Genomic DNA, 14815 nt, shown 5'->3' with positions numbered 1-14815 from the left:
CGTCTCAGAACTGGAAGGCCAGCCGCAGCCCGCCCCAGTGGCGACCGCCGACGACGATCGGCGCCGCCACCTCCTTCATCACCACGAAGCGGCCGCCGCCCATGTCGCGCCGGTAGGTCTGCAGCAGGAACGGCCGCTCATTGCGCGCGGAGGCGAGACCGGTGCGGTCGTTGAAGATGCGCCGCCAGCGGCTGTTGGCGGTGTTCCACACCACGTCGCCGGCGCGCTGCGGCTGGCAGTACTTCTGGTTGTGCGTCGCCACGTAGCCGTTGCGGTCCACCGCGATGCAGTAGACGACCTTCGGGCTGATCGACAGCGCATGCTCCTGCACCTGCGGAAACAGGCGATCGGCCAGCGAGACGAAGCGCGTCAGGTGCTGCGGCGGATCGCTGCCCGCGACCGGCTGGTACGCCTCGTCGAACAGGTCGGCCATCGTCGCGTTGCCGGTGCGCATCGCGCCCTCGAGCAGTTGCGCAATCTGCGCAGCCGCCTGCTGCGCCGCCTGGATGTAGGGCGTGTCCTCGGTCTCGATGCCGCATTGCGAGACCGTTTCGATCAGCTGCTCGGAGATGCGCAGGAAGGACTCGCTGCGCGACATCGCCGAGTCCAGCGAAGTCCCGGTGGCGTGCATCTCACCCTCGATTGCGCCCATGCGTTCGCCGAGGTCGGCGCAGATCACGCGGCTGCCATCGGCGGCATCGTTGATGCGGCCCACACCGGCCTGCACATCGGCCAGCGCGCGGTGGAAGGCGCCTTGTCCGGCCGCGCCCGACTCGGCACGGATCTCGGTGGCCAGCGACTCGATGCGCGTGTTCAGCTCGGACACCGTGCTCATGATCTGCTTGGCGCTGGCCTCGACCTTGGCGGCCAGGTCCTTGACCGCATCGGCGACGACGCCGAAGCCGCGGCCGGCCTCGCCGGCACGCTTGGCCTCGACCGAGGCGTTGAAGGCGACCAGCCGGGTCTGCAAGGCGATCTGCGTGATGCCACCGGCGGCGTCGGCCACCTGGCGCAGCGTCGCGACGATTGCCGCGACTTCCTGGCCGACGCCCTCGACCGCCTCGCGGGCGCGGTCCACCGCGCCGAGGCTGGCCTGCGTGGTCTGGCCGATGGCCTGCTGCGCCTGCGTGACTTCCTGAACACGCTGCGCAAGCGCCGACACCGCCTTGGCACTGCGTTGCGCGGCCTTGGTGGTGTCGTCGATCACGCCGCGCACTTCGGCGGCCTCGCGGCCCATCGAGCTGGCGCGCTCGGCGATCGAGCGCACCGCGGCGCGCAGCGTCGCCGCGTCGGACGATTCCTGCACCGGCTGGACTGCTGCCGGCTCCTCGGCGCCCTGGCGCCGGCGAAGCAGACTCAACATGGAAGACCTCCGCGGTTCAGTATTCGCGCAGCTTCACGCGCAGGCGCGCGATCGACTGGCTGTGAAGTTGGCAGACACGCGATTCGGTGACCTTGAGCACCGCCGCGATCTCCTTCAGGTTCATGTCGTGCTCGTAGTACATCGACATCACGTACTGTTCACGCTCGGGCAGATGCTTGATCGCCTCGACCAGCGCCTCGCGCATGCGGTGGTCCTGCAGCTGCGCGAGCGGGTTGGCCTGCTCGTCGGCGACGTGGCGATCGAGGTAGTCGTTGTCACCGTCGTCGCCGGACATGTCTTCCAGGTAGACGAGCTGCGTGCCGCGCACCTTGCCGAGCAGCTCCTGGTACTCGACCAGGCTGAGGCCCATCTCGCGGGCGATCTCGCTCTCCGCCGGCGCGCGGCCGAGTTTCTGCTCGAGCTTGTGCACCGCGCTCTCGATCGAGCGTTGCTGCTTGCGCGTGCCGCGCGACAGGTAGTCGTTGCCGCGCAGCTCGTCGAGCATCGCGCCGCGGATGCGCTGCGTCGCGAAGGTCTCGAACTGCACGCCCTGCGCCTCGTCGAAGCGCGACAGCGCGTCGGCCAGGCCGATCATGCCGACCTGGATCAGGTCGTCGAGCTCCACGTTGGCCGGCAGCTTGGCGATCATCTGGTGGGCCAGCCGGCGCACCAGCGGGCTGTACTGCTTGAGCATCGAGTCGAGGTCGAGGCGTCCCTTGGCGGTGTACATCGCTTGGCTCCCGAGATCAGTTCATCGCCCAGCCGGCCGCAGCGTGCTGCGGACGGTCGACGTAGTACGGCGCGGCCATCGAGGCCGGCGTGGCATCCAGGCGCAGCGTCTCGCGCACCCAGCGGCGCAGCGGTTCGCAGGGCGGCTCGCTCGCATCGGTGGCGGGGTCGAGGCGCACCCAGTCGCGCAGCACCGCGCCGAGGAAGTCGTCGGCGCAGGTGGCCAGCTGCATCGCGATGCGCTCGGCGCGCGGCGAGTTCGGCGCGGCGCCGAGCAGCAGGTCGTGCACGACCAGGCCGGCGCGCTGCGACAGCAGCTTCATCGCCGCATAGGCGTGGGTCACGCTGGCCGGCCGGTCGTCGGCCAGCAGCAGCGGGCGCACCAGCGCGCTCTCGTCGCCGCTGCGCCGCGCCAGTTCGGCGCTGCGCGCGAACAGCCGGCAGAGTTCGTTGGCGGGTGCATGAACCAGGATCACTTCGGCGCGCGGCGCGGCATCCGACAGCGCCTGCAGGAAGGGCGCGGTCGAGCCGGTCGCATCGACGTGGCGGATCGGCAGGCCGCGCGCCGCCAGGTACGACACCTGGTCGGACAGGCGCTCGATGGCGTCGCGCAGGTCCATCACCGCCAGCTCGGAGGCCGCGCTGGCGCGCTCGGAAGCGTCGGCCACCAGCACGTGCAGGCCATGCTCGGCAAAGCCGACACACAGGCGCTCGAGCAGCATGCCGCCGAAGGCGACATGCGGGTTGGAGACCACCGGAATGAGCTTCACGCGGTGGCGGGCAAACAGGCGGCGCAGGCCATCGGCCTGGTCCAGCGGCATGGTCTTGGAGTCGTCGTGGCGCATCTTCGGCAGGGCAGCGGTGATGTCGTTGTCGGTATTGGTTCGTGGCCCGCCGCGCTCAGTGCGTGGCCGCAGCGTGCAGCAGGCCGCTGCGCGGCGCCGCGAAGATCAGGTTGACGTCGCCGGCGTCGAGCTTGTAGGCCGAGCTGCCGCCGCCGCGCAGCGCGCGGTGCACCAGCGCGTTGGCCGACAGGCGGTGCCAGTCCTCCGGCACACGCTGGCCGTTGGCCACGCCGACCACCTTCAGCTTGTGGCGGATCAGCGCGTCCAGCGCAGGGCCCAGCTTGACCGCCTCGTCGAGCTTGGACAGCACCACGCCGCAGCAGCTGGCGGCGCGGTAGGAGATCATCACGTCCTCGATGGTCTCGCCCTGCGAGGCGGCGTTGACCACCAGCAGGCGCTTGATCGCGCGGTGCTGCAGCATGTCGAGCAGCTCGCGGGTGCGGCTGTCGCGCTGCGCCATGCCGGCAGTGTCGATCAGCACCATCTTCTTCTGCGCCAGCAGTTCCAGCAGGTCTTCCAGCGAGGCGCGGTCGTGCGCGGTGTGCACCGGCACGCCGAGGATGCGGCCGTAGGCGCGCAACTGCTCGTGGGCGCCGACGCGGTAGGCGTCCAGCGTGATCAGGCCGAGGTTGGCGGCGCCGTACTTGGCGGCGAACGCGGCGGCGATCTTGGCCGTGCTGGTCGTCTTGCCGACGCCGGTGGCGCCGACCAGCGCGTAGACGCCGCCCTGGTCCTCCAGCGCGCCGTCGGCCTCGCCGGTGACGATGTTGCGCTCGAGCACCGAAGCGGCCCAACCGCTCTCGTCGACCACCTCGTGCGGCATCGCGTCGGCCAGCTTGCGGATCAGCGCCGGCGAGAAGCCGCAGTCGAGCAGCTTCTGCGTCAGGCGCGCCTGCGCCGGCTGGCGCTGCAGCTTCTCCATGAAGGCCAGGGCGCCGAAGCGCTCCTCGATCAGGCCCTTCACGAGGCGCAGTTCCTTCATCATCTCTTCCTGCTCGCGGCGCGTGGCGGCGGGCGGCACCTCGGCGGCCAGCGCCGGCGTGTCATGCAGAACGGGCACCGGCGCGGCGGCGCGGGCGGGCATCGCCGGCGCCGGCACGGCGCCGTTCATGCGGGCGTTCAGCGCACCGCTGCGCTCGACCACCGGCTCGGCGGCGCGGGCCGCAGGGCGCACCGGCGCGGCGGGACGCGCGGCCTGCACGGGCGGCGCCGGCGGCACCTCGGTGTAGGAGCCGATGATCGGCATGTCGACGGCGTCGTCGGGGAAGCGCGAGACGTCACTCATCGCGTCCTGGCGGCGCTTGAGCATGCGCTCGCGAACGAAATCCTGGAACGACAGCGTGCTCATCGACAGCTTGCGCACGTCGTCTTCCACCGGCGTCGCCGCCGCTTCGGGCTCGATGCGTTCGGCCAGGCTCTTGCCCTTGCGCGCCGGCGGCGTCTGCCTGACCGCGGGGGCGCTCACCTTCGGCGCCGTGGCAGAGAGCTGCTCGATGTGCGCCATGCCCTCCGGCGCCATCGCCAGCACCTCGACACCTTCCGGGCAGGGCTTGGTGGAGAGCACGACGGCGTCTTCGCCGAAAGCCTGGCGCACCAGGGTCAGCGCCTCGCGCGAGGTACGTGCCGTGAAGCGTTTGCAGTTCATGCCTGTGCTCCTATCACCGAGCCGATACGGATCGAATGCGTTTCAGGGATCTCGCTGTGCCCGAGCACGCGCAGACGGGGGGCGGCGCGCTTGAGCAGCCGGGCCATCGGCGCGCGGATCATGTCCGGCACCAGCAGGCAGGCCGGCACGCCCAGGTCTTCCTGGCGCTGCGCGGACTCGGCGGCGCGGCGCGCCAGCGTGTCGGCCACGCCGGGGTCGAGCACGGCGCCGTGCGGCGAGTTCAGCGCCTGGGTCACCAGGCGCTCGAGGTCGGGTTCGAGCGCGATCACGTCGAGCTCCTTCGTGGGGCCGTAGATCTGCTGCACGATCGACGGCGCCAGGTGGATGCGGATGCGCCGCGCCAGCTCGGCCGGGTCGGTCACGGTGGCGCTGTGCTCGGCCAGGCACTCGACGATCGAGCGCATGTCGCGGATGTGCACGCCTTCTTCCAGCAAGAGCTGGAGGACCTTCTGCAGCGCGGCGATTCCGACCATCTTGGGCACGACGTCCTCGATCAGCTTGGGGGCCAGCTTGGTCACATGCTCGACCAGCTGTTGCGTCTCGACACGACCGAGCAACTTGGCCGCGTGGAGTTGCATCAAGTGTGAAAGATGGGTCGCCACGACGGTCGAGCAATCAACGACGGTAAATCCGCCCATCTGTGCAGCCTCTCGCTGGCGCTCCTCGATCCACACCGCAGGCAGTCCGAACGCCGGGTCGACGGTGCGTGTGCCGATGAGGTTGGTGCTCGCTCCGCCGGGGTTGATGGCCAGCAGCATGCCGGGGTAGGCCTCGCCCTCGCCGACCACCGCGCCGCGCAGCGTGATGCGGTAGGCGCTGGGCTTGAGTTCGAGGTTGTCGCGGATGTGCACCGGCGGCGGCAGGAAGCCGACGTCCTGCGCGAACTTCTTGCGCACGCCCTTGATGCGCGCGAGCAGGTCGCCCTGGCGCGTCTTGTCGACCAGCGCGATGAGCCGATAGCCGACTTCCAGGCCCAGTGTGTCGACCGGCTGCAGGTCGTCCCAGGTCGCCTCCGGATTGGCCTGCGCGGCCTCGGCCGGGCGCACCGGCTCCTGCTCCTTGAGCTTGCGGTCGCGCTCCTTCATCCACCAGGCGGCGTAGCCCAGCGCCGAGCCGATCGTCAGGAACACCAGGTTGGGCATGCCCGGGATCAGGCCGAGCGCGCCGATCACGCCGGCGGTGACCGCCAGCGAGCGCGGCGAATTGAACACCTGCTTGGCAATCTGGCTGCCGACGTCCTGCTCCTTGCCGACGCGCGACACCACCATCGCCGCCGCCACCGAGATCAGCAGCGCCGGGATCTGCGCGACCAGCGCGTCGCCCACCGCCAGCAGGATGTAGCTGTTGGCCGCCTCGCCGGCCGACAGGCCGTGCTGGGCCACGCCGATGACGAAGCCGCCGATGATGTTGATGAACAGGATCAGCAGCCCGGCGATGGCATCGCCGCGCACGAACTTGCTGGCACCGTCCATCGAGCCGAAGAATTCCGCCTCGTCGCCGACTTCCTGGCGGCGGCGCTTGGCTTCCTTCTCGTCGATCAGGCCGGCGTTGAGGTCGGCGTCGATCGCCATCTGCTTGCCGGGCATCGCGTCCAGCGTGAAGCGCGCACCGACTTCGGCGATGCGCTCGGCGCCCTTGGTGACGACGATGAAGTTGATCACCACCAGGATGGCGAAGACGATCAGGCCGACCGCGAAGTTGCCGCCGATCAGGAAGTGGCCGAAGGACTCGATCACCTGGCCCGCCGCGCCCGGCCCGGTGTGCCCCTCCATCAGCACGACGCGGCTGGAGGCGACGTTGAGCGACAGGCGCAGCAGCGTGGTCAGCAGGATCACCGTCGGGAAGGCGGCGAAGTCCAGCGGCTTGATCATGTACGACGCCACCATCATCACCATCAGCGCCATCGCGATGTTGAAGGTGAACAGCAGGTCCAGCGCGAAGGGCGGCAGCGGCAGCACCATCATCGCCAGGATCATGATCACCGCCAGCGGCGCCATCAGCGCACGCAGTGCGCGGCCGTTCGGCCCGAGCATGTCCTGCAGTTGCTTGACGAAGGGGGTCATTCGAAGTGCTCCATGTCAGGCGCGGGGGTGTGGTGCGGGTCGAGCTCGGGCGGCACCGGCAGTTCGGGCAGTTCGCCGGGCGCTGCGCCGCGGCCGGCCATCGCGGCACGCAGCTGGTAGACGTAGGCCAGCACCTGGGCCACCGCGGCGAACAGCGCCTGCGGGATCTCCTGGTCCAGCTTGGTGTGTGCATACAGCGCGCGGGCGAGCACCGGCGCCTGCAGCACCGGCACCTTGGCGTCCTTGGCGATGTCGCGGATCTTCAGCGCCAGCAGGTCGGCGCCCTTGGCGACCACGCGCGGCGCGCCCATCCGGCCGTCCTCGTACTTCAGCGCAACGGCGTAGTGGGTCGGGTTCATCACCACCAGGTCTGCCTGCGGGATGGCGGCCAGCATGCGGCGGCGCGAGACCTCGCGCATCTTCGCCTTCTGCTTGCCCTTGACCTCCTGGTTGCCCTCGGACTCCTTGTGCTCCTGCTTGGCTTCCTGGTGGCTCATCTTCAACTGGTCGGCGTGCAGCTTGCGCTGCAGCGGCACGTCCACCGCCGCGAACGCAGCCAGCGCGAGCACCAGCAGCGCCATGCCGCCGAGCACGGTGCCGGCGGCGCTGCTCACCGCGGCCGGCAGGCTCATGCCCAGCATCGCGGCGAAGTCGCCGATGTGCGCGCGCAGGTAGAGGCCGCCGATGGTGCCGAGGATCAGCGCCAGCCCGCACGCCTTCAGCGCCTCGATCATCTGGCGCTTGGAGAACAGCCGCATGACGCCGGCGACCGGGTTGAGGAAGGCGAACTTGGGCTCCAGCAGCGGCTTGAGCGTGAAGTTCCAGCCGCCCGAGACGACGCTGACCGCGACCGCCACCAGCATCATCACCACGCCCAGCGGCAGCACCATCCACATCATCGTCGTGGTCAGTTCGGCCAGGCGCTCGATCATGTAGTGCGGGTTGGCGACGGCGCGCGCGTCGAAGCGCAGCGCCTGTGCCAGGCCCTGCTGCAGCCAGCCGGTGGCCAGCGGCATCGCCGCCACCAGCAGCGCGCCACCCACCGCGATGGCGGCGAAGTGCCCGAGGTCACGCGAACGCGCGACCTGGCCCTGCTCGCGCGCTTTCTGCAGCTTGCGGGCTGAGGCTGGGAGATTGCGGTCCTGTGCGTCCTGGTCGGCCATGGCGTGACGCCCCGCATCGAGGGGGCCAGGCCATTGTTCCGGGCGGGGCCTGGAACTTGAGCCGGATCAGCACGCAAAAAGGGCCGCTTATCGCGGCCCTTCCGGCGGGGTGTGACGCAGTGGGCGGCTAGAAGCCCAGGCTGGCCAGCAGGTCGTCGACTTCCGCCTGGTCCTTGACCACGTCGGTGCGGCCTTCCGGGTTCACCACCGGGCCGTTGAGAACACTCGATTCGACCTTCTGCGCCTGCTCGGGCGGCGCGGCCTGCACCAGCAGCTTGACCAGGCTGTCCTCCAGCTCGGTGGCCAGCGAGACCACCTTGGCCACCACCTGGCCGGTGAGGTCGTGGAAGTCCTGCGCCATCATGATGTCGGTCAGGTGCGCGTCGATGCGCGCCGTGGCCGCCTCGACGTCGCCGACGAAGTTCATCACCGCGCCGGAGGCCACGGCCTTGACCGGGTCCTTGACGATGGCCTGCGCGATGCGCCGCGTCTCGCTGGAGATGTGCGCATGGTCGGCCTTGGCCGAATCGACCGAGTTGAGCACCTTGTTGGCTGCGTCACTGGTCTTGGTGGCGATGTAGTTGAGCCGGCTGCGCGCGTCGGGCAGACCATCGGCCGCAGTCTGCAGCTTGGGCATCACGCCGAGCTGCGTCAGCGTGTCGTGCAGCTGGCGGGTGATCACGCCGAGCTGGTGGAACACCTCGGGCGAAGCGGCGGCGGCCGTCTGGTTCGCCAGTTCCGGGAGATCGTCCATCTTCATGTTGTTGTCCCTGGAGTGGCGGGGGGTCAGGCGGTGGCGGCGAGCTTCTGCAGGATCTTCTGCACCTTCTCTTCCAGCGTCGCCTTCGTGAAAGGTTTGACGATGTAGCCGGCGGCACCATCCTGCGCTGCGCGCACGATGTCCTCCTTGCGCGCCTCGGCGGTCACCATCAGCACCGGCAGGTGCTTGAGCGACTCGTCCTTCTTGATCGCGGCCAGCAGCTCGAAGCCGGTCATGTTGGGCATGTTGATGTCGCTGACGACGAAGTCGAACTTCGCGTTCTTCAGCATGTTCAACGCCACGGCGCCGTCCTCGGCCTCCTCGGCGTTGTTGCAGCCCATCTCCTTGAGCAGGCCGCGCACGATGCGCCGCATGGTGGAGAAGTCGTCGACGATCAGGAATTTCAGGTCGGTGGGGTTGCTCATGTCGGTCCTCGTTGCGGACAAGCTCGTGAAGTTATCGGGCGGGCGGAACGAAAGTTGAGACCGGCTCCACCACGGTGTGGTCGACAAGTTCCGGTTGCGGAGCCGCTGCGGGCTCGACCGGCGGGCCTGGGCGCAGGATGCGGTCTTCGGCTTCGCGGTTCATCACGATGATGCTGATGCGCCGGTTCGCCGGGCTGGCCGGGTCGTCGGGTTCGAAGGGCTGGCTGGAGGCGAGGCCCTGCACGCGCAGCACGTGCTCGTCGGGCAGCCCGCCCATCACCAGTTCGCGGCGCGAGGCGTTGGCCCGGTCGCTGGACAGTTCCCAGTTGCCGTAGCCGTGGTCGCCGGCAGCGAAGCGCTGCGCGTCGGTGTGGCCCTCCAGCGTCAGCCGGTTGGGCACTTCAGCGAGCACGCTGCCGATCTCGCGCAGCAGTTCACGCATGTGCGGCTGCACGACCGCGCTGCCGCTGTCGAACATTGCGCGGTTCAGTTCGTCGACGATCTGGATGCGCAGCCCGTCCTCGGTCATGTCCAGGCGGATCTGCGAACGCATCGCGGCGAGCTTGGGGTTGGAGGCGAGCACCTCCTCCACCTTCTCCTTGACCGCCTGCAGCTTGGCCATCTCGGCGCGCTTGTGCTCGGCCTTCAGGGCCTGCAGGTTGATGGTGCGCTTCTTGGCTTCGACATCGCCCTGCTTGACCTGGCCGCCGCTGCGCGACAGGTCGGTGCCCCCGCCCTTGATGATCGAGGACGAGTCGCCCGAGCCCGAGCCGCCCAGCATGGCGATCTTCAGCGGCGAGTTGAAGTAGTCGGCGATGCCCTTCTTGTCGCCTTCGGTGGTCGAGCCGAGCAGCCACATCAGCAGGAAGAAGGCCATCATCGCGGTCACGAAGTCGGCGTAGGCGATCTTCCACGCGCCGCCGTGGTGGCCATGGCCACCCTTCTTGATCTTCTTGACGATGATCGGCTGGAGCTTCTTCGAGTCACCTGCCATCGTCGCCTCCGTACGCTAGCGGGCCGAGCGCCGGGCCGCTCCGTGGGCCACGAAGCGGCCCACTTCGTGGACCGCGCCGGCCCGCATCCCCTCGGGGGATCGGCCGACGTACTCGTCGGACGAGGGGCTTCATTTACTTCTTACCCTTGACGTGGCCTTCGAGTTCGCTGAAGGTCGGGCGCTCGGTCGAGTACAGCACCTTGCGGCCGAACTCGACGGCCACCTGCGGCGCGTAGCCCTGCATGCTGGCCAGCAGCGTGGTCTTGATGCACTGCAGCTCCTTCGAGCCCTCGTCGACCTTCTGCTCCATCAGCCCGGCCAGGGGCTCGGCCACCGCATACGCGAGAAGAATGCCGAGGAACGTGCCGACCAGCGCCGAGCCGATCATGCCGCCGAGCACCGCCGGCGGCTGGCCGACCGAGCCCATGGTGTTGACGACGCCGAGCACCGCGGCGACGATGCCGAAGGCCGGCAGCGCACCGGCCAGGCGGGCGACCGCGGCGGCCGGGGCGTGCGCCTCGTGGTGGTGGGTCTCGATCTCGCTGTCCATCAGCGACTCGATCTCGTGGGCGTTCAGGTTGCCCGACACCATCATGCGCAGGTAGTCGGTGACGAACTCGACCACGTGGTGGTCGCTGCCGACGGTGGCGTACTTCTGGAACAGCGCCGAGCTGTGCGGGTCCTCGACGTCCTTCTCGATGGACATCAGGCCTTCCTTGCGCGCCTTCTGCAGGATGTCGTAGAGCAGCGCGAGCAGCTCCATGTAACGCGCCTTCGTGTACTTGGAGCCCTTGAACACGCCGCCGAGGCCGCCGAGCGTCGCCTTCAGCACCTTGGGCTGGTTGTTGACCACGAACGCGCCGAGCGCACCGCCCATGATGGCGAGCATCTCCGTGGGCAGCGCCTTGAGGATGACCCCCATGTTGCCCCCGTGCACGATGTAGGCGCCGAAGATGCAGCCCATCGCAACGACCCAACCGATGATGACGAACATGACTTGCGCTTATTCGTGGTGGTTCGCCGGACGCCACATCGGCCCGGCTTCGAGGTCTTATCGGCAGTGCGGGAGGTGGTCTTGAGCGGGAGAAGCCGGTGAAAACCGGACGCCCAAAGAAAAGAGCGGGTCCCGAGGGACCCGCGTCGAAGGCACTAGGGACGTGCCAGGAGGAGACAAGCAAGAAACCTGTTTCACCAACCCGTTATCGACGGGCCGGCGGAAAACTTCAGTGCGCCGTCGCGCGCTCGGCCGCGACCTTGATCGAGCCGGCGGCGTGGCCCTTGCCGGCGCGGGCCGGCGGATTGCACAGGCCACAGACGTAGTGTTTCGCAATCTCGTGCGGATGGGTGACGAAATGGCCGCTGCATTTCGAGCATTTCGTCATGGTGAGCATGCCGTTGTCGACGAACTTGACCAGGCGCCAGGCGCGCGTCACCGACAGCAGCGCTTCCAGGCCCTGGGCGGTGGTCTGCTCCTGGTAGAGCTGGTAGGCCTTGATGACGGTGTCGATCTCGTCCATCTCGGCGACCTTGTTCAGGTACTCGTGGATGTTCAGGAACAGGCTGGCGTGGATGTTCGGCTGCCAGGTCATGAACCAGTCTGTCGAGAAGGGCAGCTGGCCCTTGCTCGGCGACTTGCCGGAGACTTCCTTGTACAGGCGCAGCAGGCGCTCGTAGGACAGATCGGTCTCCGACTCCAGCACCTGCAGGCGCGCACCCAGGTGGATCAGCGTGACGGCACGCTCGATCTGGCGGGCCTCGGTGAGGATGCTCTTGACGCGGGCCATGATCAGGCGGCCTCTTGGTGGCGGCCGGCCATCAGGATCGACGCATGCAGGCGCGTCGTGGTGTCGTTGGCGGCCGACTTGCCGTGGTTGGTCAGCAGGCCCCAGACCAGGTCGTCGTCCATGCGGAACTTGCACAGCAGCGTGTTGCCGGCGGCGATCTTCATCATCTGCGCGGGGGTCAGCAGCGCGATCATCGACGCGGTCTCCTCGCTGATGCCCAGTCGGTACAGCGCCTGCTCGCGGTCGGCGCGGATCAGGCTCTGCGCCAGCATCAGGTAGGACAGGTTGGCTTCGCGGATTTCGGTGAGGATCTGGTCGGCGTTCATTGCAGTGCTCCGGGTTGTCTTGCTTGTCTTGGTCTGTGTCACTCGGGTCTGGCAGCCGCCTTTCGTGACGGCATGGAAGGAATTGTGAGCAGTGCAACTGGGCTGGAACATCAGCCCATCTCCAGGGCTTGAGTCCACTTTCCTCCACAGCGTGTGTCAGGCAGATTCCTACACGGCCTGCCCCTCGGCGGCCGGTTCGTGCAGCCGGTCACGAACCGGCCCGTTCGAGGCGCTGCGGCCTGCGCGGCTATAGTGCGCCGGCCGACATGACGACAGCCCCTGCCCCTGCCCCGACCTTGCCGCCCGCCCTGCCGGGCCGGCTGCTCGAGTTGCGTGGCGATGCGGGACGGCTGGCGCTGTATCTCTCCGAGCCGCCAGGCGATGCCGCCAGCGCAGCACCGCTGTTGCTGGTGCACAGCGTCAACGCCGCCGGCTCGTCGCGCGAGATGCGCCCGGCATGGGAGCGCTACGCCACGCGACGCCCGGTGATCGCGGTCGACCTGCCGGGCTTCGGCCTGTCCGAGCGCAGCGAGCGCGCCTACACACCCCGGCTGATGACCGACGCCGTGCTCTGCGCCGCGCGCGAGTTGCAGCGCCGGCACGGCGGCAGGCCGATCGACGTGATGGCGCTGTCGCTGGGCTGCGAGTTCGCGGCCCGCGCGGTGAGCGAGGCGCCGGCACTGTTCCGCAGCCTGGCGCTGGTCAGCCCGACCGGGTTCAATGGCACCAAGCGACGCGACGGCCCTCCCGGCAGCACGCGCGCCGTGCCGGGGCTTCACCGGGTGCTGTCGCTGCCGCTGTGGAGCCGTGGCCTGTTCAGCGCACTGACGCGGCCGGGCGTGATCCGCTTCTTCCTCGAGAAGACCTGGGGCCGCCGGGAAATCGATGAGGACCTCTGGCAGTACGCCGTGGCCGTCACCCGCGCCCCCGAAGCAAGGCATGCGCCGCTGCACTTCCTCGGCGGCGGCCTGTTCAGTGCCGACATCCACCGCGTCTACGAGAGCCTTGCGCTGCCGGTATGGATGAGCCACGGCAGCCGCGGCGACTTCGTCGACTACCGCGGCAAGGCGGCCTTCACCGGCCGCGCCAACTGGCGCTTCGACCCCTTCGACACCGGCGCGCTGGTCTTCTTCGAGCAGCCCGACGCCTTCTTCGCGCGCTACGACGCCTTTCTCGCGCGGCTGTAGCGGCGTTTCGCGCCGGGCGGCGCCGCTTCGTCGCAGCCGGGTCGACCCGGCAGCAGCAGCCGCGCAGACTGGCGCCATGAACCTGCACCCCACCCTCCGCGCCGTCGTGCGCCGCCTGCTCGCCGCCATCGCCGTCTGCGCGGCCCTGCTGATCGCCGCGATCGCCTGGCCGACCCAGGCCCCGCCGCCACTGGCCAGCATCGCCCAGGCCGGCCGGCGCATCGACAGCAGCGGCGCGCCACCGGTGCAGACGATCCCCGCCCGCGACGGCGTGCTGCTGGCGATGCGCGCCTACCTGCCGGCCACCCCGGCGACGAAGCTGGTGCTGATGGCCCACGGCTCGTCGGCCGACGGCCGCAACATGCACCTGGTCGGTCGTGCGCTGGCCGAGGCCGGCATCGCCGCTTACGCACTGGACATGCGCGGCCATGGCCAGAGCGGCCGCCGCGGCGACATCCACCACGTCGGGCAACTCGATGAGGACATCGCCGACACGGTCGCCGCACTGCGCCAGCGCCACCCCGGCGCCTCGCTGACGATGGTCGGCTTCTCATCCGGCGGCGGCTTCGCACTTCGCACCGCCGGCGGCGCCAACGCCGAGCTGTTCGACCGCTACGTGATGGTCGCGCCCTTGCTGCATCAGTCCGCGCCGACCGCGCGGCCGGACACCGGCGGCTGGGTGAAGGTGAACATGCCGCGCATCGTCGCGCTGACCATCCTCGACCGCCTCGGCGTGCAGGCCTTCGGGCACCTGCCGGTGCTGGCCTTCGCGCTGCCGCCCGAGGCGGCGGCCACACGCACCGCCACCTACTCCTTCCGCCTGCAGACCTCCTACCGCCCGCACGAGGACTACCTCGGCGACGTGCGCGCCATCCGGCGCCCCACTACAGTGATCGTCGGCGAGCGCGACGAACTGTTCCGCGCCGAGGCCTATGCGCCGCTGTTGGAGCCGCTCCAGCCGAAGTTGAAGGTGCGCATGATGCCGGGCCTCGGCCACCTCGACCTGGTGATCGACCCGGCAGCGCTGGCTGCCATCGTCGAGGCTGGCTGATATCGAACTGCGTTGAAGACTCAAGGAACGAACTTGTCCTCGGTGTACGTTCGCGGCCCTGAGCGGAACTTCGACGTCTACTTTGCATGTTGAGGTCGGCGCGGCAAAGGCGCGCCCGGGCAGGCTCCGGCGCTTCGCCTCGGCGGTCGCCGCTGCGCGCCGACTCCCCTGCGATGCTCGGTCTCGTGGCCCGTCGCAGAACTCACTACGCTCCCTGCGGTCGCTACGTTCGGACAACCGCGACGAGTCAGAAGACGATGCGCGCTGCGCGCGCGGCCCCGAGCCCTGTGCTTCTCGGCGCCTCAGAGGCGCGCCTGCGCCTGCCCGGGCGCGCCTTTGCTGAACCAGCGGTGGCATGCCGGTCGAGGAACCCCACTGGTGGACTTCGCGGCAGGCGGTGCCCGCTGGGGGCGATTTGGGCGGCGACGAGACGCGCAGCGCCGGGGTCGGCGCGCGTCA

Annotated in this window: 14 protein-coding genes; 2 read left to right on the top strand and 12 right to left on the bottom strand. The window is 69.2% G+C overall.

Features of this window, described 5'->3' with window-relative positions; genetic code table 11:
• Positions 1 to 4: 4 nt before the first annotated feature.
• From AAG801_RS20215 to flhD, 12 genes are all read right to left on the bottom strand, one after another.
• Positions 5 to 1363 (bottom strand): methyl-accepting chemotaxis protein, encoded by a 1359-nt coding sequence (locus AAG801_RS20215; protein ID WP_341889965.1) that lies wholly within the window; start codon positions 1361 to 1363, stop codon positions 5 to 7.
• A gap of 16 nt (positions 1364 to 1379) precedes the next feature.
• Positions 1380 to 2093 (bottom strand): RNA polymerase sigma factor FliA, encoded by a 714-nt coding sequence (locus AAG801_RS20210; protein WP_341889964.1) that lies wholly within the window; start codon positions 2091 to 2093, stop codon positions 1380 to 1382.
• 16 nt (positions 2094 to 2109) lie between these two features.
• Positions 2110 to 2937 carry a flagellar biosynthesis protein gene (locus AAG801_RS20205; protein WP_341889963.1) on the bottom strand — a complete coding sequence of 276 codons (828 nt, stop codon included), beginning with the start codon at positions 2935 to 2937 and terminating at the stop codon, positions 2110 to 2112.
• 55 nt (positions 2938 to 2992) lie between these two features.
• On the bottom strand, positions 2993 to 4582 hold the full coding sequence (gene flhF / locus AAG801_RS20200) for a flagellar biosynthesis protein FlhF (protein ID WP_341889962.1): 1590 nt from the start codon (positions 4580 to 4582) through the stop codon (positions 2993 to 2995).
• Positions 4579 to 6666, bottom strand: coding sequence for a flagellar biosynthesis protein FlhA (gene flhA / locus AAG801_RS20195; protein ID WP_341889961.1), 2088 nt, complete (start codon positions 6664 to 6666; stop codon positions 4579 to 4581). Before flhA ends, flhF begins: the two co-directional genes overlap by 4 nt.
• Complete coding sequence (locus AAG801_RS20190; RefSeq protein ID WP_341889960.1) at positions 6663 to 7829, bottom strand: EscU/YscU/HrcU family type III secretion system export apparatus switch protein; 1167 nt, start codon at positions 7827 to 7829, stop codon at positions 6663 to 6665. The genes flhA and AAG801_RS20190 overlap by 4 nt, the downstream gene beginning before the upstream one ends.
• 127 nt (positions 7830 to 7956) lie before the next feature.
• A complete protein-coding gene (locus tag AAG801_RS20185) occupies positions 7957 to 8589 on the bottom strand; it encodes a protein phosphatase CheZ (RefSeq protein ID WP_341889959.1) in 633 nt (210 codons plus the stop codon).
• Between the two features lie 26 nt (positions 8590 to 8615).
• Positions 8616 to 9014: a chemotaxis response regulator CheY gene (gene cheY / locus AAG801_RS20180; RefSeq protein WP_341889958.1), complete on the bottom strand. Its 399-nt coding sequence runs from the start codon at positions 9012 to 9014 to the stop codon at positions 8616 to 8618.
• A gap of 31 nt (positions 9015 to 9045) precedes the next feature.
• Positions 9046 to 10008: a flagellar motor protein MotB gene (motB, locus tag AAG801_RS20175; protein ID WP_341889957.1), complete on the bottom strand. Its 963-nt coding sequence runs from the start codon at positions 10006 to 10008 to the stop codon at positions 9046 to 9048.
• 133 nt (positions 10009 to 10141) lie between these two features.
• Positions 10142 to 11002, bottom strand: a complete 861-nt coding sequence (gene motA, locus AAG801_RS20170; protein WP_341889956.1) for a flagellar motor stator protein MotA — start codon at positions 11000 to 11002, stop codon at positions 10142 to 10144.
• A gap of 229 nt (positions 11003 to 11231) precedes the next feature.
• Complete coding sequence (flhC, locus tag AAG801_RS20165) at positions 11232 to 11792, bottom strand: flagellar transcriptional regulator FlhC (protein WP_341889955.1); 561 nt, start codon at positions 11790 to 11792, stop codon at positions 11232 to 11234.
• A gap of 2 nt (positions 11793 to 11794) precedes the next feature.
• Positions 11795 to 12118 carry a flagellar transcriptional regulator FlhD gene (gene flhD, locus AAG801_RS20160; RefSeq protein WP_341889954.1) on the bottom strand — a complete coding sequence of 108 codons (324 nt, stop codon included), beginning with the start codon at positions 12116 to 12118 and terminating at the stop codon, positions 11795 to 11797.
• Positions 12119 to 12414: 296 nt separating this feature from the next.
• Here flhD and AAG801_RS20155 point away from each other — a divergent pair, with 296 nt between their 5' ends.
• Both AAG801_RS20155 and AAG801_RS20150 read left to right on the top strand, forming a co-directional pair.
• Entirely contained in the window at positions 12415 to 13305 is an 891-nt protein-coding gene (locus tag AAG801_RS20155) for an alpha/beta hydrolase (RefSeq protein WP_341889953.1), read from the top strand.
• A 76-nt stretch (positions 13306 to 13381) separates the two neighbouring features.
• Complete coding sequence (locus AAG801_RS20150; protein WP_341889952.1) at positions 13382 to 14356, top strand: alpha/beta fold hydrolase; 975 nt, start codon at positions 13382 to 13384, stop codon at positions 14354 to 14356.
• Positions 14357 to 14815: the final 459 nt, after the last annotated feature.

It is taken from the genome of Variovorax sp. YR752, assembly GCF_943372545.1.
The sequence above is the reverse complement of the archived record's forward strand: the minus strand, read 5'-3'. Positions and strand labels throughout refer to the sequence as shown.